Raw genomic sequence first — 24765 nt, forward strand, 5'->3', positions numbered from 1 at the left:
CCTCAGTCTGGCCGAACCATGCGAAGACTCTCATCATCCTCCGGGATGACCGCACCACCCCGCCGGACCCCCAGCACGGACAGCACGGCGCAGCCGGCGAGCAGGAGGGACACGACGAGGAGGACCGCCGCCGGGGCAGCCCCGACCGTGGCCGCGACCACGAACGAGATCGCAGAGCCGCCGGCCGCGCCGACGGCGACTAGAGCGCTCGAGATCCGCGCCGCGCCGCCGGGAGGGGTGACCGCGAGCGCGCAACCCATGAGGAGGGCGTAGCCGGGCGCGACGCAGACGACGACCGCGGCGACCAGCAGCGCGGCACCGACGCCCCGTCCGACCGCCGCGCCGGCCGACCCCAGGACCGCGGCGACGAGGGCGGCGACCGGGAGATACACGGCCGGCCGTACGCCGCGGGCGAGGAGGGCCGTGCAGGCGAAGCGGCCGACGGCCATCAGCGTCCAGAACACGGTCGTCCCTGCCGCGGCCGCGGCCGGCGCGATATCGAGCAGCTGGGCGGGGAGGGTGCTCGACCATCCGGCGAGGATGGTCTCCGCGCCGACGAAGAGGAAGAGCGCGACGGCCAGGAGCGTCACGCGGCCGCGCACGCCCGGACCCGAGCCCGCACCCGCGCCCGAGCCGGCGCCGCGAGCGCGAGAGGGCGCTCCGTCGGGAGAGCCCGGCCAGCCCGTCCTGACGACGGTCCCCGTCACGGCGGCCCCCGCGGGTACCAGGGCGATCGCGAGGAGCGGCGCCCAGGGGGCACCCTGTCCCGCCACGATCAGGAGCGGCGCGCCGGCGGCCGCCACGGCCGAGGCGCCGTTGAGGGCGCTCAGCCGCGCGGGGGTGCCGTGCGCCGACCGCGCCCGGGTCAGCGCGGTCGCACTCGCCTCCACCAGCCCGAAGCCGATCCCCGTGGCGAGCGCGGCACCGAGGAAGACCGGGACCGACGGCGCACAGGCGACCGCGATCAGCCCTGCCGCTTCGAGACCGCTCCCGACCGGCAGCATCGTCCGCGCGCTCCCCCGCCGCGCGACCGCGACCACGACGACCCCGGCGAACAGGCCGAGGAACAGCAGGGACACGCTCGGCAGCAGGTCGGCCGCGGCGACGCCCAACCGCGTGGCGGCGGCGGGGAGGGAGGCCGGGATCGCCGCGCTGACCGCGCCGAGGGAGACGAAGGCCAGCGTCAGCGCAGCATCCTGTCGCCGTTCAGGGCCGGGTCGCGTCATCGAGCAGCTCGAGGATGTGCCGGTACGGCCTGCCGGTCGCCCGCGTCATGCCGAGTTCGCAGGTCCGGTTGGCGGAGGCGTACGCCGCGAACTCCCGGCCGGCCAGCTCGGCCGCCTCCGCGCGCGTCGCCGACGCGGTGAGCTCGGGATGCAGCATGCCGCGGTCGCCGGCGAAGCCGCAGCATCCCCAGTCGACCGGGACCACCACGTCGTCGCTGATCGCCCGGGCGACGCGCACCATCGGGTCGGTGACGCCGAGGTGGGTCGACGAGCAGGTGGGATGCACGGCCACCGACTCGAGCGGCCGCCTCACGGTGAGCAGGGGCAGCACCTCACGCTCTACGAATTCGACCGCGTCGACGACGGTGAACCCGGCGCCGTCGGTCAGGTGGAGGAAGCCTTCGGTGCACGAGACGCCGTCCGAGATCACGGGCAGCTCTCCGGCGCGCGTGGCCTCCCGGAGCACGGGCAGCGCCGTGTCGGCCATCGTCCGGTGCCCCCGCGGGTTGCCCTTCGACGTCCACGGGGTTCCGCAGCACAAGGACTCCACCCCCTCCGGGATGGCGACCGCGACTCGCGCGCGCTCGCACAGGGCGAGGAACGCCTCCCGCACGCCCTGCGACGACTCGGCGGGCCCGAACAGGGAGCCGATGCACGACGGCACGTACACAGCGACCGCGTCGGCCGCCTCCCGGGGCCGTCTCCGGACGCCGCCGCGCGGGAGTCCGCGGTCGTAGCGCGGGACGTCGTCCGAGCCGATCACGATGCGCCCGAGGTCGGTGACGGCGGTCACCAGCGGCGCGGGCAGCAGCTTCGCGGTCGTCATCGCGACAGCGCCGACCCGCGTGACCGCGTCCCAGCGGCCGGCGGCGACGTTCCAGCCCGCGGCGACGAGCGAGTCGTCGTGCTCCGCCCGCAGCCGCTTCACGAGCTTCCCGGTGTCGATGCGCACCGGGCAGGCGGTCTGGCACATGCCGTCGGCGGCGCAGGTGTCCAGGCCGTCGTAGCGGTAGTCGCGGTCGAGTTCCTCGACCAGCGCGAGGTCGCCCGCCAGCCGGGCGCGCTCCCGTTCGCGGCGGAGCACGATCCGCTGACGCGGCGTGACCGTGAGGTCCTTGCTCGGGCAGACGGGCTCGCAGTAGCCGCACTCGACGCAGCGGTCGACCTCCGCCTCGACGGTCGGAGTGAGCTTGAGGTGCTGCAGGGGACCGTCCGGGTCCTCGTTCAGGAGCACGCCCGGGTTGAGCAGGCCGCCCGGATCGGCGAGCTGCTTCACGCGCAGCATCACGCCGTAGAGAGCGTCGCCGAACTGGCGGCGCACATACGGCGCCATGATCCGGCCGGTCCCGTGCTCGGCCTTGAGCGTGCCGCCGTTGCGGAGCACCAGCTCCACCATCTCCTCGGTGAACTCGGCGTAGCGCCGCGTCGAGCCGGGGTCGTCGAAGTGCTCGGTGAGCATGAAGTGGATGTTGCCGTCCTTTGCGTGCCCGAAGATCACGCTGTCCTCGTAGCCGTGGCGGTCGAACAGCTCGATCAGCCCCTCGCAGGTCGCCCGGAGGGTCGCGACCGGCACGGCGATGTCCTCGAGCATGGCTGTCGTCCCGGACGGGCGGTTGCCCGCGACGGTCGCGTAGAGGTCCTTCCGGATGTGCCAGAGCGCGTTCCTCCTGGCCGGGTCCCGGGTGAGGGCCGCCGGCTGGGCGAGCGGGAGGGTGGGGGCCAGCTCGCTCCAGGCGGCGAGGCGGGCCGCGAGCGCGTCCGCGTCGGGCTCCTGGTACTCGACGAGCAGTGCGGCGTGCCGGTCGACATCCAGGCCGAGGAGCTCGTCGTCGGCGCCGGGGTCGCGCTGCGCGACCCGCAGCGAGGTGGCGTCGAGCAGTTCGACGGTGGCGAGGCCGGAGGCGACGAGCGCGGGCAGAGCGCCCGTCGCGTCCGCGAGCGTGCGGAAGTACAGCATCCCGGTGGCCGTGTGGGTCCGCACCGGCAGGGTGGCGAAGGTCGCCTCGGCGACGAAGGCCAGCGTCCCCTCGCTGCCGACGACCAGGTGCACCAGGATGTCGACCGGCGCGTCGTGGTCGAGGAAGGCGTTGAGGCCGTAGCCCATCGTGTTCTTGATGGCGTACTGGCGGCGGATCGTCGCGACCATTCCGGCATCCGCACGGAGGTGCTCGCGCAGCTCGGCGAGTCCCGTCCACAGTTCCGGGGAGGCGGTGCGCAGGCGCAGGTCGGCGTCGGGCGCGGCGGTGTCGAGCACGGTCCCGTCCGCGAGCACGAGCACCGCCGACACGATCGTGTTGTAGGTGTTGTGCTCGGTGCCGCACGCCATCCCGCTGGAGTTGTTCGCGACGACCCCGCCGATCGTGCACGCCGCCTCGCTCGCGGGGTCCGGGCCGAGCTTGCGGCCGTGGCGGGCGAGTCGCGCGTTCACCTGGCGGACGGTCGCGCCAGGCTGCACGCGCACGCGCTCCCCGCCGTCGAGCACCTCGATGGCGCGGAAGTTCGCGCGCGTGTCCAGCAGGAGGCCGGTGGTCGACGCCTGCCCGGACAGGCTGGTGCCGCCGGAACGGAATGCGACCCGCGCCCCCGACCCGGAGGCGACGCCGAGCAGCTGCGCGAGGTGAGCGGTGTCGCGCACCGTCACCACGCTCAGCGGTGTCATCAGGTAGTGGGACGCGTCGTGCGCCATCGCCAGCCGGTCGATCGCGCGGTCGCGCACCGAGCCGGGCGCGAGGCTCTCGAGCCGTTCGGCCAGTTCCGCGGGGGCTGCCATCGCCGGCGTCCGCTCAGGCCACCGCGAGCGAGGAGCCCGGGATGGCGGCGATCAGCTGACGGGTGTACTCCTGCTGCGGCGACTCGAAGATGGCGTCGGGCTCCCCGCTCTCCACGATCTCGCCCGCGCGCATCACGTACACCTGGTGCGCGACCAGGCGCACCACGGCGAGGTCGTGACTGATGAAGAGGTACGACAGCCCCAGTTCGCGCTGGAGGGAGACCATCAGGTCGAGGATCTGCTCCTGCACCAGCACATCCAGGGCGCTCACCGCCTCGTCCATGACGACCAGCTCGGGGTTCAGCGCGAGCGCCCGGGCGATCGCGACGCGCTGCCGCTGGCCGCCGGAGAGCTCGTGGGGGTAGCGGTCGGCGAACGAGCCGGGCAGCGCGACCTTGTCGAGCAGGTCGGCGACCGCGGTCCTGCGGCCCGCGGCGTCGCCGATGCGGTGAACGCGCAGCGGTTCCGCGATCACCTGCCCGATCGTGTAGCGCGGATCGAGGGAGGCGTAGGGGTTCTGGAACACGGGCTGCACGGCCCGGCGGAATTCCAGGAGACGGCGGCCGGTCAGCCGCGAGACGTCCTCGCCGCGGAAGGAGACGCTGCCGCCGTCCGGCTCCTCCAGCTTGAGCGCGAGACGTGCGGTGGTCGACTTGCCGGAGCCGGACTCGCCCACGATGGCGACGGTCTGGCCGCGCGGCACCCGGAGGCTCACGCCGTCGATGGCGAGGAACGGCTCCGACCGGCCCCGGATGCGGTACTTCTTCACCGCGCCGGTCACCTCCAGCAGGGTCTCCGGCGCCTCGCCGCCGGGCCCGGAGACGACGGCCGGGGCGACCTTCGCGCTCGCCATTCCGGGTGCCGCGGCGAGCAGCCGCCGGGTGTACTCGTGCTGCGGGTTCGCCACGAGCTCCGCCGCGGGCCCGGTCTCGACGATCTCCCCGCGGAACATCACGGCGACGCGGTCGGCGCGCTCGGCGGCGAGCGCCAGGTCGTGCGTGATCAGGAGCACCGCGGCCCCCAGTTCCGAGGCGAGCTCGCCCATCTGGTCGAGCACCAGGCGCTGCACGGTCACGTCGAGCGCCGAGGTCGGCTCGTCGGCGAGGAGGACCTCGGGGCGGCACGCCAGCGCCATCGCGATCAGGACGCGCTGCCGCATGCCGCCGGAGAACTCGTGCGGGTACTGGTTGAACCGGGCGGGCGCGTCCGCGATGCCGGCGCGCTCCAGCAGGCGGATGGCCTCCTGCTTCGCCGCGTCGCCCTTCGCCCGGCCGTGCACCTGCAGCGCCTCGACGATCTGCGCCCCGATCTTCATGACCGGGTTCAGGTTCGTCATCGGGTCCTGCGGCACGAGCCCGATGCGGTTGCCGCGGATGGCCGTCATTGCGCGTTCCGGCGCCGCCGTGATGTCGAGCTCCTTGAGCCGGATGGTGCCGGACGAGATCCGGCCGTTGTCGGCGAGCAGCCGGTTGACGCAGGCGGCGAGGGTCGACTTGCCGGACCCGGACTCGCCGACGATCGCCACGGTCTCCCCCGCGGCCACGTCGAGGCTGACGTTGCGGACCGCCTCGACCTCTCCGCGGGAGGTCGTGAACGTGACGGACAGGTCGCGGATGCTCAGCACGGGCTCGCGGACGGATTCCTGATGGTTGCTGTTCATCGTTCCTCGGCGTTCGTCGGGAGGGGAGAGGCGGCGGCCGCGAGCGTGTCGGCGGCCGCGTCGAGCAGGACGGACTGGATGGCGTCGCCGGTGACGAGCACCGGGATGCGCGGACGTTCGGTGGCCGCCGGGAGCGGTCCGACGACGCCGGCGAGGCGCATCGCGGCGCCCGCGACGACCACGTCGGCATCCAGGCCGAAGCCGAACCAGGTCCCGGTGAACCCGCTGTGCCCGAGCACGGTGACCGTGGCGTCGCCCGAGCCCAGGCTGCTGCGGCGGAAGCCGACCGCTTGTCCCGGGTTCACCGAGGAGGGCCGCGCGAAGCGGCGCAGCGTCGGCTCGGAGACGAAGCCGCCCCCACGCAGAGCGGCTCCGAGTTCGAGCAGGTCGTCGACGGTGGAGAAGAGACCCGCGTGGCCGGAGACGCCGCCGAGGGCGTGCGCGGCGTTGCCGTCGTTCACCTCGCCGCGCAGCGGGCGACCGCGCCAGCCGGCGAACCCGTCGACGCGGAACGGCACCGGGTAGGGCTCGCCGGTGGCGACCATCCCGAACTCGTACGCGTCGCTGTCCGCACTCGTGACGGCGGAGTTTGCGGGCACCGGACCGTACACGCTGGCGAGGCCGAGCGGCTCGGCGACGAGAGTGCGGTACGCCTCGCGCAGGCCGAGGCCGGTGACCCGCTCGACGATCGCGCCGGCGAGGATGAGGCCGAGGTCGGAGTAACTCCAGACGGTCCCCGGCGCGGCGGCGAGCGGGAGCTGCTGGGCGCGCAGGAGGGCGCCGTCCCGGTCGGGGGCCTCCAGGTACAGCGGCCACCACGGCTGCAGCCCCGCGGTGTGCGTCAGCAGCTGTTCGAGGGTGACCTCGGCCTTGCCGTCGCCGGTGAAGGCGGGAAGCAGACGGTGGACCTTCTCGTCGAGCGCGACGCGGCCGTCATCCACGAGACGCATGACGAGCACGGTGGTCGCGGCGACCTTGGTGACGGAGGCGAGGTCGAGGAGGAGGTCGCGGCGCATCGGGACGGCCGGGGCCGTCTCCGAGGCCGCAGCGGCCCAGCCGCCGACCGCGACGTCGGAACCGTCGGAGGTGCGGACGCCGACGACCGCCGACGCGGGGTGCGCGTCGGCGCCGCCGAGCCGGAGCATGCGGTCGACGTACGGGTCGAGCGGGCTCATCGGGCGCCCCTCTCGCTCGGGCGGAACGTCACACGCGGCCAGGCGTCGCGGACAGCCGCGGGCGGCAGCGGAGCGCCCGGCGCCGGGCTGAGCCGCCCCAGCACCCGTCCGCCCGAGGCGCCGGTGCAGCTGGGGACGTTGCCGGGCAGGCCGTTCGCGCTCGCCCAGCCGATCAGGGCGAAGGCGACGGCCTCCTTGTCGTCGGACGGGACGCCGACGGCGTCGCTCGGGCGCACCTCCGCCTCCGGCAGCAGCTCGGCGATGCGCCGGAGCAGGACGGGGTTGCGGACGCCGCCGCCGGAGGCCAGCAGCCAGTCGACGCCGGCGGCACGGATGGCATCCGCCACCGTCCGCGCGGTCAGCTCGGTCAGCGTGGCGACGACGTCGGCGAGCGCGAGGTCGGCGCCGCGGCGGGCCAGGTGGTCGCGGACGTAGTCGAGGTGGAACAGCTCCTTGCCCGTGCTCTTCGGCGTCGGCAGCGCGTAGTACGGCTCCGCGAGGAGCTGCTCCAGGAGCACGTCGTCGACGGTGCCCGCCGCGGCCAGCCGGCCGTCCCGGTCGAACCCGTCCGCGGTCCCGGCATCGGCCGTGACCACCGCATCGATGAGCGCGTTGGCGGGGCCGATGTCCCATGCCACCGGCTCCTCGCCGGAGGAGACCACGGTGACGTTGGCGATCCCGCCGAGGTTGAGGGCGCCCGCGCGGCGGCTCTCCTCCGCGGCGCCGGTGAGGAGGATCGTGTCGAGGATGGGCACGAGCGGCGCGCCCTGCCCGCCCGCGGCGATGTCCGCCGCACGCAGATCCGACAGCACCGGGAGGCCCGTGGCCTCCGCGATCCAGGCGGGCTGCCCGAGCTGCAGCGTCCCGAGCGCGCGGCCGTCGGCGATCCAGTGGAACACGGTCTGCCCATGCGAGCAGATCAGGTCCACCGGTCCGAAGCCGGCCTCGCCGTGCGCGCGCAGGGCAGCGGCCGCGGCAGCACCGAACTCCTGGCCGATCAGCGTGTCGAGCTCGCACGCGACGTCGAAGCCGACCGGCGCGGGCGGGAGCGCCGCCCGCAGCCGCTCGCGCAGTCCGGGCGAGTACGGAGTGGAGGTCGTGTACTCGATCGCGACGGTCACGCCGTCCGCGTCGTCGGCGAAGTCGACGACGGCGATGTCGATGCCGTCGTGCGACGTGCCGGAGATCATGCCGAGGACGCGCATCAGGAGGCCGCCTTCGGAGCCGAGGCGACCACCGTGCGCAGGACGCCGGCCGCATCGTCCAGCGCACGCCGGGCGTCCTCGACGCTCATGCCGGTGACGATCGTCGCGATCGCCAGCTTCGCGTTCCAGTCCGCCGCATCGAGGGCGACGCGCGCGGTCTCGTCGTCCGTGCCGGTGGCGAGGGTGACGATGCGGACGGCGCGGCGGACCAGCTTCGCGTTGGTCGCCTTCACGTCGACCATGAGCGTCTTGTACGTCTTGCCGAGCCTGATCATGCTGATCGTGGAGATCATGTTGAGCACCAGCTTCGTCGCGGTCCCTGCGCCCAGCCTCGTCGAACCGGTGACCACCTCCGGGCCGACCGCGATCTCGATGCCGTACCGGGAGATGGCCGAGATCGGGGTGTCCAGGTTGCAGGACAGGCCGACGGTGAGGGCGCCGCTCTCGTTGGCGAGAGCAAGCGCACCGAGCACGTACGGGGTCCGGCCGCTGGAGGCGATGCCGACGACGGTGTCGAGCGGCCCGGGCGCGACGACCTCCAGGTCGCGTCGTCCGGTCTCCTCGCTGTCCTCCGCCGCCTCGATCGAGCTGACCAGGGCGGTCGGTCCGCCCGCGATCAGGCCGAGCACGATGTTGCCGTCCGTGCCGAACGTCGGCGGGATCTCGGAGGCGTCGAGCACGCCGAGCCGCCCGCTGGTGCCGGCGCCGACGTAGATGATCCGGCCGCCGGCGCGCACCCGGTCGGAGGTCTCCTCGATCGCCGCGATGATCGTCGGCAGCGCATCCCGCACCGCACCCGGGATGAGGGCGTCGCGGTCGTTCATCAGGGTGACCAGCTCCGCGACGCTCAGCTCGTCGAGCATCAGGTCGTCGTCGGCCACCGCCTCGGTCATCAGCTCGTCGAGTTCGGCGTCGGGCGAGTTCGCAGCCATCATCGGCCTCCGGTCTTGGGGTCGAGGGCGGCGCGCAGGCCGTCGCCGAGCAGGTTCAGCCCGATGACGGCGCAGATCAGCGCGGCGCCGGGGAAGAGCAGCATCCACGGGGCGACGCTGGTCAGCGCCTGCGCCTCGTAGACCATGCCGCCGAGGGAGGCGGCCGGGGGCGGCGTCCCGAACCCGAGGAAGCTCAGCGCGGCCTCGGTGAGGATCGCCCACGACAGCGACAGCGTGACCTGCACCACGAGGATGCCGCGCATGTTCGGGATGACGTGGGCGAACAGCGTCGAGAAGCGCCGTCGGCCGATGGCGGTGGACGCCTGGACGTAGTCGGCGGTGCGCAGCGTCAGCACCGGGCCCCGCGCGACCCGCGCGAAGATCGGCATGTAGACGACCGCGATGGCGATCGCGACGGTCAGCCAGCTGCGCTGCAGGGTGGCGGCGAGCGCCAGCGCGAGCAGCAGCGACGGGAAGGCGAACAGCACGTTCGTGACGATGCCCACCACGCGGTCCGTCACCCCGAGGAAGAACCCGGCGAGCACCCCGATCAGAGTGCCGACCACGGCGGCCGCCGCCACGGACACCACGGCGATCAGCAGCGAGTTGGCGAGCCCGGCGGCGACGCGGGAGAACGTGTCACGGCCGAACTGGTCCGTGCCGAACCAGTGCTTCGCGCTCGGCGCGCTCAGCGCCTCGGAGACGTTCTGGTGGGCCGGGTTGTACGGCGTGAGGCCGAACGCCGCGAGCAGGGCGAGCACGACGACCACCGCCATCAGCACCAGCCCGGTGATCCCCGGCACGGTGCGGAAGGCCGCGATCCACGTGTGCGAGCGGCGGCTCGAATCGATGGCGACGTCGGGGACGTTGCTCATGCCGGTCGCGGCGCTCACCGGACACGCACCTTCGGGTCGACGACCCGGTAGACGAGGTCGGTGAGGAGGTTCACCAGCACGAACATCGTGGCGATGATCAGCACCGTGCTCTGCACCACGGCGTACTCCTTCTGGTTCAGCCCGAGCAGGACCTGGCGTCCGATGCCCGGGATCGCGAAGATCTGCTCGGCGACGAGGGCTCCGCCGAGGAGGAAGCCGAACTGCAGGCCCGTCATCGTGACGACGGGGATGAGCGCGTTGCGCAGCACGTGCCTCACCCGCAGGCGCCGCTCGGGGACGCCCTTGGCGCGGGCCGTGCGGATGTAGTCCTCGGCGCGGATGGAGAGGATGGCGGTCCGGGTCGTCTGCAGCACCGGCGGTGCGATGCTGATGCCGAGCACGAGCGCGGGCAGGATCATCTGCTGCAGGTTGAGCGCCGGATCCTGGAGCAGCGTCTTGTACCCCTCGCCGTTCGGGTACCAGCCGAACGAGTTGGCCAGCCACGTCGCCAGCACGGTCGCGAGCAGGAACGACGGGATGGACAGCGCGAGCAGGCTCCCGAACTGGGTGACGTTGTCGCCGAAGCGGCCGGGCCGGTTGGCGGCGAACACCCCGCCGGGGATGCCGAGCAGCAGCCCGATGACGATCGAGAACAGCGCCAGCTCGATGGTGTTCGGCAGCGCCTGCGCGGTCATCTGCACGACGCTCTGGTGCGAGGTGGTGTTGACCCCGAGGTTGCCGGTCAGCACGCCGCCGAGCCAGTCGAAGTACTGCACGATCGGGGGCTTGTCGATGCCGTAGTACGACTCCAGCTGCCGGATCTGCTCCTGGGTCAGGTCGCCCGCGGCGGTGCCGTAGGCGGCGGTGATCTGGTTGCCGGGGACCACCCGGAGGATCACGAAGGTGAGGATGGACACCCCGATGAGGGTGAGGATCGCCTCGCCGACCCGTCGGGTGACGGGATGGCGGAGGAGGTGCAGGAGTCGAGTCATGGCAGCCGTGGGGTTCGGGTGCCGGGGCGGGCGCTGGGCCCGCCCCGGCGCGCGGTCAGGAGAGGGTCGCCTTCCACAGGGTGGACACGTCGGCGTCGTAGCGGGCCTCGAAGCCGTTCACGCTGGAGTTGAGCACGATGTACTCCTTCGGCGTGAAGAGCCAGATCCAGGCGGCGTTGTCGACGAGCTCGTTCGACAGCTTCTCGTAGACCGCCTTGCGCTTGGCGGTGTCGGTGGTCGCGATGCCCTCGGCGAAGAGGCTGTCCAGCTCGGGAGAGCTGTAGCCGGCCACCTTGTTGTAGGTGCCGCCCGCGGTGAAGTAGCGCGCGTACATGGTGTTCGGGTCGGCGCTGCCCGCGTTCTGGGCGATCGCCGCGTCGAAGTCGCCGGCGAGCCACTTCTGCACGTAGGCGTTGGAGTCGAGCGCCTGCACGTTGACCTTGATGCCGACCTTGCCGAGCTGGGCCTGCACGTTCTGGGCCTCGTCGACGGCCGTGGAGTAGAGGCCCTGCGAGGTCATGACGTTGAGCGTGAAGCCGTCGGGCGTGCCCGCCTTCTGCAGGTACTCCTTCGCCTTCTTGAGGTCCTGCTTCGCGCAGGGCTGGGCGTTCGGGTCGGAGCGGTACTCCGGGGAGGTGATCGGGCCCGTCACGGTGCCGGAGCCGAGCGCGGCGGTGTCGATCACATCCTGACGCGAGATGGCGCACTGGATCGCGAGCCGCGAGTTCACGTTGGCGAGGACCGGCGAGGCGGCGCGCAGCTGGAGCACGTGGTACTGCAGCGAGCTGGCCTCCATCGACTTGGTCTTGTTGGAGACGGCCGTCTTGGCGGTCACCGGGTTGTCGAAGATCGCGACGTCGACCGATCCGGTCTTCAGCGCCGAGACCATCGACTGGTCGTCGGGGATGATCCGGAACTCGACCTTGGCGGCTCCGGGCTTCCCGCCGAAGAAGTCGGGGTTGCGCTCGAGCGAGATCGACTCGTTCGCGACGCGCCCGGCCCACTTGTACGGGCCGGAGCCGACCGGGTCGGTCTGGAGGCTGTCGACCGACACGTCGGAGGGCACGATGCCGGTGTTCACCGCGGTGAGCCCGGACGGGAAGGACGCGTCCGGCTTCTTCAGGTGCACCACGACCGAGGTCGGCGACGGCGCGTCGATCGACGCGACCGAGGCGAAGTACGACCGCGAGCTGGCCTTGGACACCGGGTCCATGATCTTCTCGTACGTGTACTTCACGTCGGCGGAGTCGAGAGCGGACCCGTTGCTGAACTTCAGGCCGTCCTTGAGGGTGAACGTGTAGGTCAGGCCGTCCTCGGAGACCTTCGGGAGGGCGGCGAGGTTGGCGACCGGCTTGTCGTTCTTGTCGGTCGTCAGCAGCGGGCTGTAGATCTGCGAGAGGACCTGCACGGACTGCTCGGAGGTCGTCGTCCACGGGATCGTCTGGGTCGGGTCGGCCGTGATGCCGAAGACGAGGGTGGCGTTCGGGTTCGCGGACGCGGTGGGGGAACTGCCGGTACCGGTGCATCCAGCGAGCAGCATGGATGCGGCGGCAACCGCGGCACCGGCGGCGATCGCGTGCCGTCCGTAGCGGTTGACCTTCATTTCGGGCCTCCTTGGTAGGTGTTGCGCCTGCTGTGAGCAACAACGTCGGCGACGTTGCCGGGATCAACGCTATGAGAAAAATATTCCTCTTGCGTTTCCAAGTTGTAAATTATTTAGCACGATGGACGCGGTAAGTCCAATGGGTGCCGCTACGGTGAATCTGGACGACGACGAGGAGGCAGTGTTGACGGAGGACATCCTGGTGCGCTTGCGTCAGGCGCTGCCCATGCTGCGCCGGAGTGAGCAGCTGCTCGCGCAGGCCGCCCTGGCCTCCCCCGCCGAGGTGGCGAACCTGAGCATCACCGAGCTCGCGGCCCGCTGCGGGACGTCGACGGCCACGGTCGCGCGGTTCTGCCGCAGCGTCGGCTTCGACGGGTACAAAGGGTTCTGCCTCGCGCTGGCCCGTGCGGCGGTCGACGAGACCGGGCGGCGCTACCAGTTCGGCGTCTCCGAGGGCGACATCGACCCGACGGATTCGACGCGGGATGTCGTCCGCAAGCTGGCCTTTCAGGAGGCGCGAGCGGTCGAGGAGACGGCCGAGCTGCTCGACCTGGACGAGGTCGACCGCGTCGTCACGGCGATCATCGACGCCCCCATCACGGACGTGTACGGCTCGGCCTCCAGCGGCCTGGCCGCGCAGGACCTGGGCCAGAAGCTGCGCCGCATCGGCTACATCGCGAACGCGTGGACGGACGCCCACCTGGCTCTCACCAGCGCGGCAGTCCTCCGGCCCGGGTCGGTGGCGATCGCGTTCTCGCACTCCGGCGAGACCGAGGAGGCCCTCTCCGCGATCGAGACCGCGCACCGGGCCGGGGCCTTCACCGTCGCGGTCACCAACTTCCCGAACTCCCCCCTCGCCCAGATGGCGGACGCCGTACTGACCACGGCATCGCGGGAGACACGGTTCCGCTACGGCGCGATGTCGAGCCGCATGGCGCAGCTGATGATCGTCGACGTCATCTTCATGGGCGTGGCCCAGCGGAACCCCGACCAGGTGGCGGACGCGCTCGCCGCATCCCTCGCCGCAGTGGAGGGCCGCAGACGCCCGCGCCGGGGCGGCAGCTGACTCAGAGCCGATGAATGAGCAAGCGATAAGGTTCGTCCCATTCTCGTCGCGATTCGATCGGTCGACTTTCGACTGCGGCGAGGCCCCCGTCAACTCCTGGTTCCGTACGCAAGCTGGGCAGGCCGACCGCGCCGGGGCACCGCGAACCGTCTTAGCCGTTCGCGGGCAGGAGATCGTCGGGTTCTACTCGTCAGTTGTCGGCGTGATGACGCGCGACGAAGCAGCGCAAGCATTCGGCATAGGACGCGCGAAGTATCCGCTGTCCGCCATCCTCCTCGCACAAATGGGGGTCGACACACGCGAACAGGGGAAAGGTCTGGGCAAGCTGCTCCTTGTTCACGCTCTGACTGCGTTCGTCGAGGTCTCGAAGCTCACCGGGTTTGAGGTGGTGCTTGTCGACGCGCTCACGAACGAGCTCTGCGCGTTCTACCGAAAGATGGGATTCACGTCTTTGGAGGATCACCCGCTGCGGCTGTTCATGACAACCAAGAATCTGCGAGCGACCTTCGCATCGGCATCCTGACTCCACCACACCTTGCTGCGTGAGTACAGCGTATGTACGCTAGACACGTCAGCCACCGCAAGGGATCAACCGTGAAGTCCGAGAGAATCAACATCCGCCTGTCCGAAGAAGCGCGGGACATGCTGCGCCATGCCGCCGATCTGCAACAGCAGGACCTCACGTCTTTCATTCTCGGGCCAGCCCTGGACAACGCTCGGGCCATCCTCCTGCAAGACGCTCTTCTCAAGCTCAGTCCTGTTGAGGTGAACCAGATCGAGCGCGCGCTGGAAGCCCCTGCCGTTGCGTCCAAGCCACTCGCCGATCTCATTCGTCAGGTGCGCGAGAGCCAAGCCCTCGAGTCCGTCTAGAACGTCGTGGGCCAGTAGGACGCCGCCGCGTGGCATCGCGCCCGCGCCGGGGCGGCAGCTGACTCAGAGCCGCTTCGCCATGCCGATCTGCGGCACGCCCCACTCGGGGAGGGTCTCGCGCGTGCCATCCGGCTCCCAGCCGGAGCGCTCGTAGAAACGCCGGGAGGGCTCGTTCTGCTCGAAGACCCACAGGCGGGCGGTGGTGGCGCCGAGCTCCGCCAGTCCGCGCTCGGCAGCCGTCAGCAGGTGGCGTCCGAACCCGCCGCCCTGCGTGTGCGGCGAGACGTAGAGGGAGCTGACGTAGCCGACGCCCGGATCGGCGATCCGGAACCCGACGATGCCGGCGAGCCGCCCGTCCGGCCCCTCGGCGCCGAGGAACTCCATGCCGGGATCGGCGAGGCTCCGCGCCCACAGCTCCTCGGCGGCCTCGGGGCTCATCCGCGCGACCAGCTCGGCCGGCATCACTTCGCGGTAGCTGAGCCTCCAGCAGTCCAGGAAGATCGCGACGACGTCCGCGAGGTCCGGAAGCCCGACCTGCCGCACTGGGACGAGCTTCCGATGGATGTCGACGCGATCGATCCGGACCATGTAAGGATTTTACGCAACTGTCGCCGGATGTGTAAAAAGTACACGGTGGATGAGCGGCTCGGCCGATGGGAAGGGGCCTCAGGCGACCGGCCCCTCCGTCAGCGTGAGGTCCGCGGTGTGCGAAACGCCGTCCCCGTCGGTCCACGTGACCGTGACCGTCTGGCCCGGCCGGTGCGCGGCGAGTGCGGAGGTGAGGTCTTCCGCGGAGGAGACCGCGGTCCCGCCGAGGGCGGTGATCGTGTCGCCCGCGGACAAGCCGGCGGCGGCGGCGGGGCCGCCGTCGACGACTCCCGTGATGGCCGCGCCAGTGCCGGTCGCGCCGGCGAGGTCGGACGCCACCTCCACCCCGAGGAACGCCGGGTAGCCGATGGTCACGGTGGACGAGGCCTGACCCGCCTCGATCCGCGCGGCGATCGCGAGAGCATCCTCGATGGGGATGGCGTAGCCGGCCACCGTCGACCCGCCCTCCTGAGCGGCGGTGTCGATCCCGATCACGCGGTCGGACGCGTCGAACAGCGGGCCGCCCGAGTCGCCCGCCTGGATGTCCGCGTCGGTCTCGATGAGGCCCGAGAGCGTCTCCGAGGCCGCCGTCTGCTCCGCCTGCGTCGTGATGGTCTGGTCGAGCGCGGTCACGGTGCCGGGCGAGGCCGACGGCGTCCCGCCCGTGCCGCCCGCGTTGCCGACGCCGGTCACCGCCTCGCCGACCACCGTGTCGCCGGAGGTGTCGAGAGCGGCCGTGGCGAGGCCGGACGCGCCGTTCAACTGGAGGACCGCGACGTCGTCGGTCGCGTCGGTCCCGACGACCGCGGCCGTGTAGACGGCGCCGGTCGCGACGACCGTCACGCTGATGCTGGTGGCGCCCTCGACGACGTGGTTGTTGGTGAGGATCTCGCCGTCCGACGACAACACGATGCCCGTCCCGGCGCTCTCGGCCTGAGCGTAGGTGAGCTGCGAGGTGATGTCGACCACTCCCACCTCCTGCGCCGCGGTCGCGCTCGCCAGCGCGGTCGCGCCGGACGAATCGGACGCCGAACCCCCGTGACCCGAGCCCCCGCCGTAGCCGTAGGGACCGCGCGCGAGCGCAGTCCTGACGTCCGGCGCGGAGGCGGTGTGGGCAGCGGCCGACGAGCCGGTCCCGGTCGCCGCCGCGATCCCGAAGGCCGACCCGGCCACGAGGGCGAGGGCGAGGGCCGACGACACGGCGACCATCCGCCCCTGCCGCCGACGCGCGGGGACGCGGTGCCCGTCGCCCCCTCCCGGCGTCACGGCGTCCCGGTCGTCCGGGCTGGCGGGGGCTCCGTCGTTCGTGTTCATGGTCTGGTCCTCTCGGGATGTGCTGGCCTGCTCAGCACACCGCACCCGCGTGAGGGAACGCGATGGCCCGGATGTGGGTCCGCCGGGAGAAAGCCAGAGCTTCCTATGAGAAGGAAGGGAGATCGCTCGACACGCGGTACCGAACCGGTTCACACGTTCGTAACCGGACCGTTCCAGCCCGGGCCTGGTGCACCCCGTCCGGGGGACGTTAGCGTTGCCCTGCACCCTGACCCACAGCACCGCACTGCTCACCGGAGGGAAACATGGGAACTGTCACCACGTCGGACGGCGTCGAGATCTACTACAAGGACTGGGGTTCGGGTCAGCCGATCGTGTTCAGTCACGGCTGGCCGCTGTCGGCCGACGACTGGGACACGCAGCTGCTGTTCTTCCTCCAGCACGGCTACCGCGTCGTCGCGCACGACCGGCGCGGGCACGGGCGCTCCAGCCAGGTGAGCGACGGCCACGACATGGACCACTACGCCGCCGACCTGCGGGCGGTGGTCGAAGCGCTCGACCTGCGGGACGCCATCCACGTCGGGCACTCGACCGGCGGCGGCGAGGTCGCGCACTACATCGCCACCTACGGCGAGGACCGCGTCGCCCGCGGTGTGCTGATCAGCGCCGTCCCCCCGATCATGGTGCAGACCGAGAACAACCCGGGCGGACTGCCGAAGAGCGTGTTCGACGACCTGCAGGCGCAGCTCGCGGCGAACCGGTCGGAGTTCTACCGCGCGCTGCCGTCCGGTCCGTTCTACGGGTTCAACCGTCCGGGCGTCGAGTCGTCCGAGGCGATCATCGAGAACTGGTGGCGCCAGGGGATGATGGGCGGTGCGAAGGCGCACTACGACGGCATCGTCGCCTTCTCGCAGACCGACTTCACCGAGGACCTCAAGAAGATCACGGTCCCGGTGCTGGTGATGCACGGCGAGGACGACCAGATCGTCCCCTACGCCGACGCCGGCCCGCTCTCGGCGAAGCTGCTTCCGAACGGCACGCTGAAGTCGTACCCGGGCTTCCCGCACGGGATGCCGACCACCCAGGCCGACACGATCAACGCCGACCTGCTGGAGTGGCTGCAGTCGTAGCCGTCGAGGCGGGGAGCGGCTACAGGGCGTGCCGCCCGCGTCGCCGCTCCTCGCCGCCGAGCCGGCCGTCGTGCAGCCCGAGCACCCGGTCGGCGCGGGCCATGAGCAGCGGGTCGTGCGTGGTGACGACCGCCGCGACGCCGTCGCGGTGCACCAGCTCGACCAGCAGGTCCATGATCGCGCGACCGGTCACGCTGTCGAGCTGGCCGGTGGGCTCGTCGGCGAACAGGATGCGCGGCCGCGCGGCGAGCGCCCGCGCGATGCCGACGCGCTGCTGCTGGCCGCCGGACAGCTCGGTCGGACGCTGCCGCGCGTGTGCGCCGAGGCCGACGGCCTCGAGCAGCTCGGCGACCCGCTCCTCCCGCTCCGCCGGGGCGACTCCGAGAAGGCGCAGCGGCAGTTCGACGTTCTCGGCCGCCGACAGCACGGGAACCAGCCCGAACGATTGGAACACGAACCCGGTGCTGCGCCGCCGCAGGTCGACGAGCTGCGACTCGAAAGCGGTCCCGAGGTCCACACCGTCCAGGACGATCCGCCCGGCGGTGGCGCGGTCGAGCCCGCTGAGCACGTTCAGCAAGGTGGTCTTGCCGGAGCCGGACGGACCCTTCACCACGACCAGCTCACCCGGGTGCACCGAGACGTCGGCGGCGGAGAGCGCCGCGATCGGGCCGGCCGGCGTGTCGAAGCTCCGGGCGACCCCCTCGGCCACGAGCAGCGGGCCGTCCCCGTCCACCGGCTCGCGCTCGGTCAGTGCGTCAACGGTCGTCACCGTCGGACTCCCTCCGGTCGTCGTGCGGCCAGACGCCGACGTGGTCCTGCTCCAGTGCCAGGCGCACGCGGTCGCGCATCCCGAGCGTGGTGAGGTACTCCTGCGGCAGCTGGAGCCGGCCGACCCGGTCGAGCACGGCGAACTCCTCCGCCACCGTGTGCTCGTCGCCGTGCTCGTTCACGCCGGTGCGGCGCAGCACCTCGGTGGCGGTGCGTCCGTCGCGGATCTGCACGGTCCGGGCGACGTGCTCCGAGACGGTCGGGTCGTGCGTCACGATCAGGGTCGTGACGCCGAGCTCGCGGTTGACGCCGCGCATGGCCTCCAGCACCTCCACGCTCGTCGCCTCGTCGAGTTCGCCGGTGGGCTCGTCGGCGAGCAGGACGCGCGGCTCATTCGCCAGTGCGACCGCGATCGCGACGCGCTGCTGCTCGCCGCCGGACATCTCGGTCGGGCGGCGGTCGGCGCAGTGGGCCACCTCCAGCAGCTCGAGCAGTTCGGCGGCGCGGCGGTCGCGGACGCCGGTGCGGGCGACGGACATCGCCAGCGCCAGGTTCTCGCGCGCGGTCAGGTAGCCGAGGAGGTTGCGTGAGGTCTGCTGCCAGACGAAGCCCACGGTGTGCCGGCGGTAGTCCACTCGCTCCCGGTTTCCCAGGGTCAGGAGGTCGCGCCCGGCGACCGAGACGGAGCCGGCCGTCGGCGTGTCGAGCCCGGAGAGGATGCCGAGCAGCGTCGACTTTCCCGAGCCGGAGGCGCCGACGATGGCGACCAGCTCGCCCGCGTCGACCCGGAGGGTCAGGCCCTGCAGCGCCTGGACCTCCACACCGTCCGCGGTGAAGATGCGCACCAGGTCGGCGCAGCGGATGGCGGCGTCGGGGGCTGGCGATGTCACGTCGGTCATTCTCCTCCGATCCTCAGCACGGCCGCGGCCGACCGGCGGCGGGCGCCCGCGAGCGCAACAGCGGTCGCGACAGCGGCCACCAGGGCGAAGCCGGCGAGCACGGCTCCGACGAGCGCGGGATCCTGCACGATCGCGGGCTGCACCGGGCTCCCGGTGAACCCGCGCAGGTCGAGCGGGGTCAGCACGATGGCAGGCAGGGCCAGCCCGACCACGGCGCCCGCGGCGAGGCCGAACACCAGGACCGGGCCGAGCTCCCAGGCCAGCACGCCCGCGGTCTGCCGGGAGCTGTACCCGATGGTGCGCAGCGTGGCCACGAGCCGGATGCGCGCGGCGGTGTTCAGGACCAGCGTCAGCAGCAGCGCGGCGATGCACAGCAGCAGCGTCAGCGCGATCGACAGCGCGGCGATCGCCTCGGAGCCCGCGACGAGCGGCGACGCGCCCAGGGCGGCGCGCTCGGCGACCGCGTCCCCCACGACCGCGCCGCGACCGCCGATGCGCTGCAGCTCGGCGTGCACCGTCGCGGCGTCCGCCCCGGGGGCGAGCTTCACCAGGACGGTCTGCGGTCGGCCGCCGATGCCGCTCGACGCCGGGAGGGACGTCTTGTCGATGAACACCCACTCCGCGTCGCGGACATACACGCCGGGGACGAAGTCGATCTCCTTCACGCCCAGGTGCACGTTCGTGCCGCTGGTCTCGACGAGGGCGCTGGTGATCGGGATGCGGCTCGTCGAGCCGCCGAGAGCGGCGCCGGTGCGGCCGGGGAGCACGCCGGTGAGCGCGGTGGAGAGGCGGGCGGCGCGCGGCAGATCGGCTTGCACGGCGTCGAGGGCCCGAGGATCGACGAGGTAGCCGGAGACGGACGAGGAGTCGCCGGCCGCACTGAGCCGCAGGCCTCCCGCCCAGTCGACGGTCGCGGTGTGCTGGACTCCGGGGATGCGGGCCACCGCATCCACTTGGGCCCCCGACAGGGTGGACGCAGCGGTGAGCGACAGGTCGGAGCCCACCCGGATCCGGGCGCCCTCTGCGAGCCCCGCACTCGTCGTCGCCAGCATGCTCACCGAGAACAGCGCGATGCCCACGCCGGCGACCAGCGTGAAGACGGGCCAGAGCAGCCCCGACCGGGCGTGCCGCGCCGACGACGCACCGAGGAACGCGACCGCGCCCCGGCCCCGGCGCAGCGCGCCCGCGACCCACCCGACCGGGTACCCCGCCAGCCGGACCACCAGGATGCACGCCGCGAGCGCCACCAGCACGGGGGTGAGCGCGGTCAGCGGGTCGACCTGCATGCCGGCGCCGGAGGCGTCCAGCCCGCGACGGGCGACGAGGGCGACCCCGGCGACCGCCAGCGCCAGCACGACCACCTCGGCGACCCAGGCGAAACGGTTCCTGCGCCGGGTCGAGGGCGCAGGCTCCAGGGAACCCGCGGCCAGCAGGAGCACGACCGGCGGGAGCAGGACGCACAGCACGGCGAGCCCGACCGGCAGCGCGAGCGGTACCGCCCCCGGTGTGAGCAGGAGCGCGGCCGCCAGGCCGGCCGCCGCCGCAGGGAGCGACGCCAGCAGGCCGTGCGCGGCGAGCTCCGTGCGCAGCCGTGCCGGGGAGGCGCCGCGCGCCGCCATCAGTGCGAGGGCGGGCCTCCGGCGATCGACGACGAGGCGCCCGGCCTGAGCGAGCACCGCGAGGGCGACGACCAGCGGCCCGCTGAGGAGGATGGCGAACAGGGTCTGCGCGGGCTGGGCCCGGGCCGTGAAGTCGTCCAGCGGCTGCTGCAGCGCGGTGGCGAAGGACAGCGGCACGGACGCGCCTCCCACGGACGCGGTGCGCGGGGACGCGAGGAACGCTCCGAGCGCGCTGCGGACCTGCGGCAGCTCCTCCGCGGTGAACCGGCCGGGGACGACGGGGAACCACACCGAAGCGATGGTCGCGTCGAAGCGCGGGGCGAGGGCGGGCCATGCCTGCGGAGCCACCCAGGCGACGCCGCCGTAGTCCTTGCCGGAGTCGCCGCCGTCGACGAAGTGACCGAGGGCCCGCGTGACGTCGAGGTCCCAGAAGTCGGCCGAGCGGTCGAGCGGACGGATCGTCCCGACCAGCTTCAGGGGCACCGTCGCCGCCGGCATCGGGGCCGCGGTGCGCACGTCGCCGACCCGCCAGCCGAGCAGCGACGCCGCCGTCGCGGTGAGCACCACCGGGATGGGGCCCGCGTCGTCGGCCGTCGGCGCCGTCGGCCACTCGCCCGACACCAGCCGCGCGTTCCGTCGCAGGTCCGGGTAGACCTCCACCGTGACGGAGTACCTGCTGTTAGGAGCCGCCCCCGCGGGCGAGTCGGTCGGCTCGGCGAGGCTGCGGGCGGCGATGTCGCCCGGTGACGTGACGGCCCGGAGCGGCGGCCGCATGGCGTCGCGCACGGCCGTGGCCGTGGCGGGCAGATCGTGCCACAGCTGCGCCGGGTCGACCTCGGGGCCGCTCGTGAAGGTGCCGGTGCGGATGCCGGCGACGATGTCGCGGCCGCCGCCCCCCGCCTCCACGAGGCCGTGGCGCAGCTCGCCGCCCAGGACGATGCTCGTCACCCGGGGCCACGAGGCGAGCGCCAGCGTCGTGACCAGTGCGACGACGGCGAGGAGGGCGAGCCCTCCCCCGTACGCCCGCACGGACCGGAGGAAGAGCCCGGCGTCGGTCGTTCGCCCGCTCACCTCGTCTCCTCCCGGTAGGCGGTGTCCGCGGCCTGGCGGCGGACGGCCCTCCCGTAGCCCCACACCGCGAGCGCGAGCGCGGCGGCCAGGGCACCGAGGCCGACAGCCAGCCCGGGCACGTCGACCCGGCCCTGCACGGAGAGAGTGGAGGGCGCGGTCACCACCGAGAGCCGGGCGAGGGTGTTGGCCACCAGCAGCACGACGGCGACTCCCCCGGCCAGGCCGAAGACGGCGGAGGCGACGGCCACGCCGATCACCTCGAGCCGCCGCGACCACGCCTGCTGCGCGCCGGAGAGGCCGACGGCGCGGAGCACCACGACCTCGCCGCGGCGGCGGCGGAGCGAGGAGGAGATCGCGGCGGCGACGGCCGCGACGGCGAGCAGCGCGCATCCCGCGGCACCGAGCCAGGTGCTGAGCACGGCGCCCGAGAGGAAGCGCGAGACGAACGTCCCGTCGGCGGTGGTGACGACCGCGTCGGGTCCGACCATCGCTGCGACGCGGGAGCGCAGGGCGTCCGCGTCGGCGGCGGTCGCCCACACCGACGACGCCCGGGTCGCCGCGGGCGCGGTGCGCAGCAGCTGCGCGGTCACGGCGGAGTAGTCGGCGAGCACGGCCCGCTCGGAGGAGGTGCCGGGCACGGCCGCGACGATCCGCGCCACCGTTCCGGTGAGAGTGCCGATCGGACCCCGCACGTCGATCCGCTGGCCGACCTCCAGCGCATCGTCGTCGGCCAGGGCCTGCGTGACGACAAGACGGAGAGGAACGGGCTCGGGCCCGGGCACGAACCGCGCCGACGCGGTCCGGTCCAGGGTGGCCGTGGCGGCGCGACCATCGGACGACGCCACGAAGTCGGAGCTCGACGCGAACGCGCCGGGGGCGAGCGACCACGCGTCCGCCGCCCGTGGCAGCCCCGAGAGCGCGACCTCCACGTTCGCGGCGCCCGCCTCCGACTGCGGCTCTGCGGTGACGTCGACGGCCACCAGCCGTCGCGGTCCTCCCGTGGCGAGCGGGATGCGGACGACTCCCCCGGCGTCCGGGCGCGCCGCGACGGGCACGGCTTCGCCCTGGGCGGTGGCCAGCCACGCCGTCACAGCGGTCGGCGTCGCCGTGCCGCTGCCCGCGGACGCGGCCACGCGGAAGGTCAGCGCACTGTCGGCCTCCGGGAGTTCGGCCCCCGGGATGCCGCCGCGCGGAGGGAGGGCCGCGGCGACGGCCGGCGCGTCGAACAGGTAGGAGCCGACCGGCACGAGAGCCGGCAGCCGCGCGGCGTCGGCGACGACCACGGCGACGTCCGTCTCGCCGACCGTTCCGTCGTCCACGATCGCCGGAGACGCCGTCGCGCCTCCGTGCGAGAGCTCCGGGGCGGGCGAGAGCGCGGCGGCGGACCGGGCCGCCCCGCCCGTTCCGAGGTCCGCCCGCACGGCGGCCCCGGTGGTGAGGAGACCGGAGTCGTGGAGGAAGCCCGAGAAGGTGCCCGCGTACCCCGCGGCGAAGCCGAAGGAGCCCACCGCGAGCACGATCAGGGCGACCGGTCCGGAGAAGAGGCTTATCCCGCGGCCCACCTGCCGGGCGGGGAGGACACCCTCCACGCCCCGGCCGCGGCCCGCGAGCCGCTCCACCGCCGCTGCCGCGGGACCGAACAGCGACAGCCCGAGCAGCGCGATCGCGCACAGCACGGCAGCGGGGGCCAGCACCCCCACCGGGTCGACTCCGCCGACGCCGGCGGAGGAGCTGAACACGAGGAAACGCCATAAGGTGAGCGCCGCCGCGACGAGGGCCAGCACCGCGAGCCCGGCCGAGACGGCACTCCGGGCGCGCCCGGCCTCCACTGCACCCGGCGCGTCCGTGAGGGAGCGCGCCGACAGCACCGCGGTGAGGGTGGCGGTGGCGACGGCCGCCGCGAGGGCCGCGAGCGGAGGGAGCACGACATCCATCACACCGGAAGCGCCGGCCGCGGGTCCCCCGGTCAGCGGGACGAGAACCGCCTGCGCGGCGAGGGCGCCGAGCGCGACGGCGAACACTGCCGCCGCCGCGGACTCCGCAGCCGCCGCACCCGCCAGCGCGGGCAGCGTCACCCCGCGCGATCGCAGCAGCCGGGTCTCCGGCCGGCGCGCGTCCGACAGGAGACGGCCGAGCAGTGCCAGCGCGATCACGGCGCACACGGCCAGCACCGCGAGCGGGATCGGGATGACCGCCTGCAGCGCCACCACCGAGCGCTGCATCGCCACGACGGTCGCGAGCCCCTGACCGGCCGACGAGAACGGGCTGTCCGCGGCCGTCGAGTCCGCGCTGAGCGCGACACGGATCCCGTCGAAGCCCTCGCGCAGGCTGGGCAGCCGATCCGCGGTGACGCGACCGGCATCCGGTGTCACCACCCACTGCACGGCGGTGCCGTCGCTCGCGGCGTCCGCGACGCCGGCCGAGGCGATGACGCGGCCGTCGGTGCCGCCCGCTCCGTCGCGGAGGCCCAGCCACGCGGGAGCGGCAGGGTCGGCGGGCCGCCACACCGCCGTCACGGTCACGGGGACCGCCCGATCGGAACCGGCGAAGGCGAGGCGCCCGCCGACGGCCAGGTGGTGGGCCCGCGCGAACGACTCGTCCACGGCCGCTTCGGTCGCCGCCGAGGGCCACCGGCCGGAGACCAGCCGGATGCGGTCGCGGACGTCGCGGGAGGCCACGATCACCGCCGCGGTCCCCCCTCCCTCCACCGGGGCGGACGGGACGAACGCCGTCTCCGCCGTCCGAAGCGGCACTCCGCGGAACTCCGACCGCAGGACGGACCGCACCGCGTCCTCCTGCGCCGCCGCATCCGTCGACCGCGACGTCTGCAGGGCGACGGACGTCGCCGCGGCGGGCTCGTGCGTCAGGGTCGCGCGCACAGCCGCGTCGGGCGACCGCAGCGCCAGGCCGGTCATCACCGAGGCGAGGAAGGCGACCACGGCCACCACGAGGGCCGTCGAGATCAGCGTGCCCAGCTGGGCGCGGCTCCGGAGCAGCCAGAAGGGACGCATCCGCCCGGACCGCCCCTCCTCTGCACGCATCGT

Annotated in this window: 19 protein-coding genes; 4 read left to right on the top strand and 15 right to left on the bottom strand. The window is 73.0% G+C overall.

Annotation, left to right across the window (positions count from 1 at the left end):
• Positions 1-2: 2 nt before the first annotated feature.
• Genes HNO83_RS01550 through HNO83_RS01590 form a run of 9 tightly spaced genes read right to left on the bottom strand, consistent with a single transcriptional unit; the run spans position 3 to position 12438 of the window.
• Positions 3-1226: an MFS transporter gene (locus tag HNO83_RS01550; RefSeq protein ID WP_175335730.1), complete on the bottom strand. Its 1224-nt coding sequence runs from the start codon at positions 1224-1226 to the stop codon at positions 3-5.
• Positions 1207-3996, bottom strand: a complete 2790-nt coding sequence (locus HNO83_RS01555) for an FAD-binding and (Fe-S)-binding domain-containing protein (protein ID WP_175335731.1) — start codon at positions 3994-3996, stop codon at positions 1207-1209. The genes HNO83_RS01550 and HNO83_RS01555 overlap by 20 nt, the downstream gene beginning before the upstream one ends.
• 13 nt (positions 3997-4009) lie before the next feature.
• Entirely contained in the window at positions 4010-5656 is a 1647-nt protein-coding gene (locus HNO83_RS01560) for an ABC transporter ATP-binding protein (RefSeq protein WP_175335732.1), read from the bottom strand.
• Complete coding sequence (locus HNO83_RS01565) at positions 5653-6831, bottom strand: serine hydrolase domain-containing protein (protein ID WP_175335733.1); 1179 nt, start codon at positions 6829-6831, stop codon at positions 5653-5655. Before HNO83_RS01565 ends, HNO83_RS01560 begins: the two co-directional genes overlap by 4 nt.
• A complete protein-coding gene (locus HNO83_RS01570) occupies positions 6828-8036 on the bottom strand; it encodes an anhydro-N-acetylmuramic acid kinase (RefSeq protein ID WP_175335734.1) in 1209 nt (402 codons plus the stop codon). The genes HNO83_RS01565 and HNO83_RS01570 overlap by 4 nt, the downstream gene beginning before the upstream one ends.
• The gene (gene murQ, locus HNO83_RS01575) at positions 8036-8971 is read right to left on the bottom strand and encodes an N-acetylmuramic acid 6-phosphate etherase (RefSeq protein WP_175335735.1); all 936 of its coding nucleotides are present in this window, start codon (positions 8969-8971) and stop codon (positions 8036-8038) included. Before murQ ends, HNO83_RS01570 begins: the two co-directional genes overlap by 1 nt.
• Entirely contained in the window at positions 8968-9861 is an 894-nt protein-coding gene (locus tag HNO83_RS01580; RefSeq protein WP_349627047.1) for an ABC transporter permease, read from the bottom strand. Before HNO83_RS01580 ends, murQ begins: the two co-directional genes overlap by 4 nt.
• A complete protein-coding gene (locus tag HNO83_RS01585) occupies positions 9858-10835 on the bottom strand; it encodes an ABC transporter permease (RefSeq protein WP_175335736.1) in 978 nt (325 codons plus the stop codon). Before HNO83_RS01585 ends, HNO83_RS01580 begins: the two co-directional genes overlap by 4 nt.
• A gap of 55 nt (positions 10836-10890) precedes the next feature.
• Positions 10891-12438 (bottom strand): ABC transporter substrate-binding protein, encoded by a 1548-nt coding sequence (locus HNO83_RS01590; protein ID WP_175335737.1) that lies wholly within the window; start codon positions 12436-12438, stop codon positions 10891-10893.
• A 184-nt stretch (positions 12439-12622) separates the two neighbouring features.
• On the opposite strand from HNO83_RS01590, the gene HNO83_RS01595 reads away from it, so the two are divergent.
• The 3 genes from HNO83_RS01595 to HNO83_RS01605 all read left to right on the top strand — a co-directional run bounded on the left by HNO83_RS01595 (position 12623) and on the right by HNO83_RS01605 (position 14374).
• The gene (locus tag HNO83_RS01595; RefSeq protein WP_249776405.1) at positions 12623-13504 is read left to right on the top strand and encodes a MurR/RpiR family transcriptional regulator; all 882 of its coding nucleotides are present in this window, start codon (positions 12623-12625) and stop codon (positions 13502-13504) included.
• 10 nt (positions 13505-13514) lie between these two features.
• A complete protein-coding gene (locus tag HNO83_RS01600) occupies positions 13515-14027 on the top strand; it encodes a GNAT family N-acetyltransferase (protein WP_175335739.1) in 513 nt (170 codons plus the stop codon).
• A 71-nt stretch (positions 14028-14098) separates the two neighbouring features.
• A complete protein-coding gene (locus tag HNO83_RS01605; RefSeq protein ID WP_175335740.1) occupies positions 14099-14374 on the top strand; it encodes a type II toxin-antitoxin system TacA family antitoxin in 276 nt (91 codons plus the stop codon).
• Between the two features lie 63 nt (positions 14375-14437).
• Here HNO83_RS01605 and HNO83_RS01610 read toward each other — a convergent pair whose 3' ends face one another.
• Together HNO83_RS01610 and HNO83_RS01615 are read right to left on the bottom strand one after the other, a co-directional pair.
• Positions 14438-14962: a GNAT family N-acetyltransferase gene (locus HNO83_RS01610; protein ID WP_175335741.1), complete on the bottom strand. Its 525-nt coding sequence runs from the start codon at positions 14960-14962 to the stop codon at positions 14438-14440.
• A 78-nt stretch (positions 14963-15040) separates the two neighbouring features.
• Positions 15041-16276, bottom strand: coding sequence for a S1C family serine protease (locus tag HNO83_RS01615; RefSeq protein WP_249776406.1), 1236 nt, complete (start codon positions 16274-16276; stop codon positions 15041-15043).
• A gap of 263 nt (positions 16277-16539) precedes the next feature.
• On the opposite strand from HNO83_RS01615, the gene HNO83_RS01620 reads away from it, so the two are divergent.
• Entirely contained in the window at positions 16540-17364 is an 825-nt protein-coding gene (locus HNO83_RS01620; protein ID WP_175335742.1) for an alpha/beta fold hydrolase, read from the top strand.
• Positions 17365-17383: 19 nt separating this feature from the next.
• On the opposite strand, the gene HNO83_RS01625 is transcribed toward HNO83_RS01620, so the two are convergent.
• The 4 genes from HNO83_RS01625 to HNO83_RS01640 are packed head-to-tail and all read right to left on the bottom strand — an operon-like array spanning position 17384 to position 24762.
• Positions 17384-18133, bottom strand: coding sequence for an ABC transporter ATP-binding protein (locus tag HNO83_RS01625; protein ID WP_175335743.1), 750 nt, complete (start codon positions 18131-18133; stop codon positions 17384-17386).
• Positions 18120-19031, bottom strand: coding sequence for an ABC transporter ATP-binding protein (locus HNO83_RS01630; RefSeq protein ID WP_175335744.1), 912 nt, complete (start codon positions 19029-19031; stop codon positions 18120-18122). The genes HNO83_RS01625 and HNO83_RS01630 overlap by 14 nt, the downstream gene beginning before the upstream one ends.
• Complete coding sequence (locus HNO83_RS20695) at positions 19028-21721, bottom strand: FtsX-like permease family protein (protein WP_175335745.1); 2694 nt, start codon at positions 21719-21721, stop codon at positions 19028-19030. The genes HNO83_RS01630 and HNO83_RS20695 overlap by 4 nt, the downstream gene beginning before the upstream one ends.
• Complete coding sequence (locus HNO83_RS01640) at positions 21718-24762, bottom strand: FtsX-like permease family protein (RefSeq protein WP_175335746.1); 3045 nt, start codon at positions 24760-24762, stop codon at positions 21718-21720. Before HNO83_RS01640 ends, HNO83_RS20695 begins: the two co-directional genes overlap by 4 nt.
• Between the last annotated feature and the right edge of the window lie 3 nt (positions 24763-24765).

This window comes from Leifsonia sp. C5G2 (assembly GCF_013359685.1).
In the GTDB taxonomy this organism is placed as follows: Bacteria; Actinomycetota; Actinomycetes; order Actinomycetales; family Microbacteriaceae; genus Leifsonia.

What these genes read in the sequence shown, in the direction of transcription:
- HNO83_RS01620 (WP_175335742.1), top strand. Translation starts at nt 16,540, where the DNA reads ATGGGAACTGTCACCACGTCGGACGGCGTCGAGATCTACTACAAGGAC.
- HNO83_RS01610 (WP_175335741.1), bottom strand. Translation starts at nt 14,962, where the DNA reads ATGGTCCGGATCGATCGCGTCGACATCCATCGGAAGCTCGTCCCAGTG.
- HNO83_RS01640 (WP_175335746.1), bottom strand. Translation starts at nt 24,762, where the DNA reads ATGCGTGCAGAGGAGGGGCGGTCCGGGCGGATGCGTCCCTTCTGGCTG.
- HNO83_RS01590 (WP_175335737.1), bottom strand. Translation starts at nt 12,438, where the DNA reads ATGAAGGTCAACCGCTACGGACGGCACGCGATCGCCGCCGGTGCCGCG.
- HNO83_RS01565 (WP_175335733.1), bottom strand. Translation starts at nt 6,831, where the DNA reads ATGAGCCCGCTCGACCCGTACGTCGACCGCATGCTCCGGCTCGGCGGC.
- HNO83_RS01560 (WP_175335732.1), bottom strand. Translation starts at nt 5,656, where the DNA reads ATGAACAGCAACCATCAGGAATCCGTCCGCGAGCCCGTGCTGAGCATC.
- HNO83_RS01570 (WP_175335734.1), bottom strand. Translation starts at nt 8,036, where the DNA reads ATGCGCGTCCTCGGCATGATCTCCGGCACGTCGCACGACGGCATCGAC.
- HNO83_RS01550 (WP_175335730.1), bottom strand. Translation starts at nt 1,226, where the DNA reads ATGACGCGACCCGGCCCTGAACGGCGACAGGATGCTGCGCTGACGCTG.
- murQ (WP_175335735.1), bottom strand. Translation starts at nt 8,971, where the DNA reads ATGATGGCTGCGAACTCGCCCGACGCCGAACTCGACGAGCTGATGACC.
- HNO83_RS01630 (WP_175335744.1), bottom strand. Translation starts at nt 19,031, where the DNA reads ATGACCGACGTGACATCGCCAGCCCCCGACGCCGCCATCCGCTGCGCC.
- HNO83_RS01555 (WP_175335731.1), bottom strand. Translation starts at nt 3,996, where the DNA reads ATGGCAGCCCCCGCGGAACTGGCCGAACGGCTCGAGAGCCTCGCGCCC.
- HNO83_RS01615 (WP_249776406.1), bottom strand. Translation starts at nt 16,276, where the DNA reads ATGAACACGAACGACGGAGCCCCCGCCAGCCCGGACGACCGGGACGCC.
- HNO83_RS01600 (WP_175335739.1), top strand. Translation starts at nt 13,515, where the DNA reads ATGAATGAGCAAGCGATAAGGTTCGTCCCATTCTCGTCGCGATTCGAT.
- HNO83_RS01585 (WP_175335736.1), bottom strand. Translation starts at nt 10,835, where the DNA reads ATGACTCGACTCCTGCACCTCCTCCGCCATCCCGTCACCCGACGGGTC.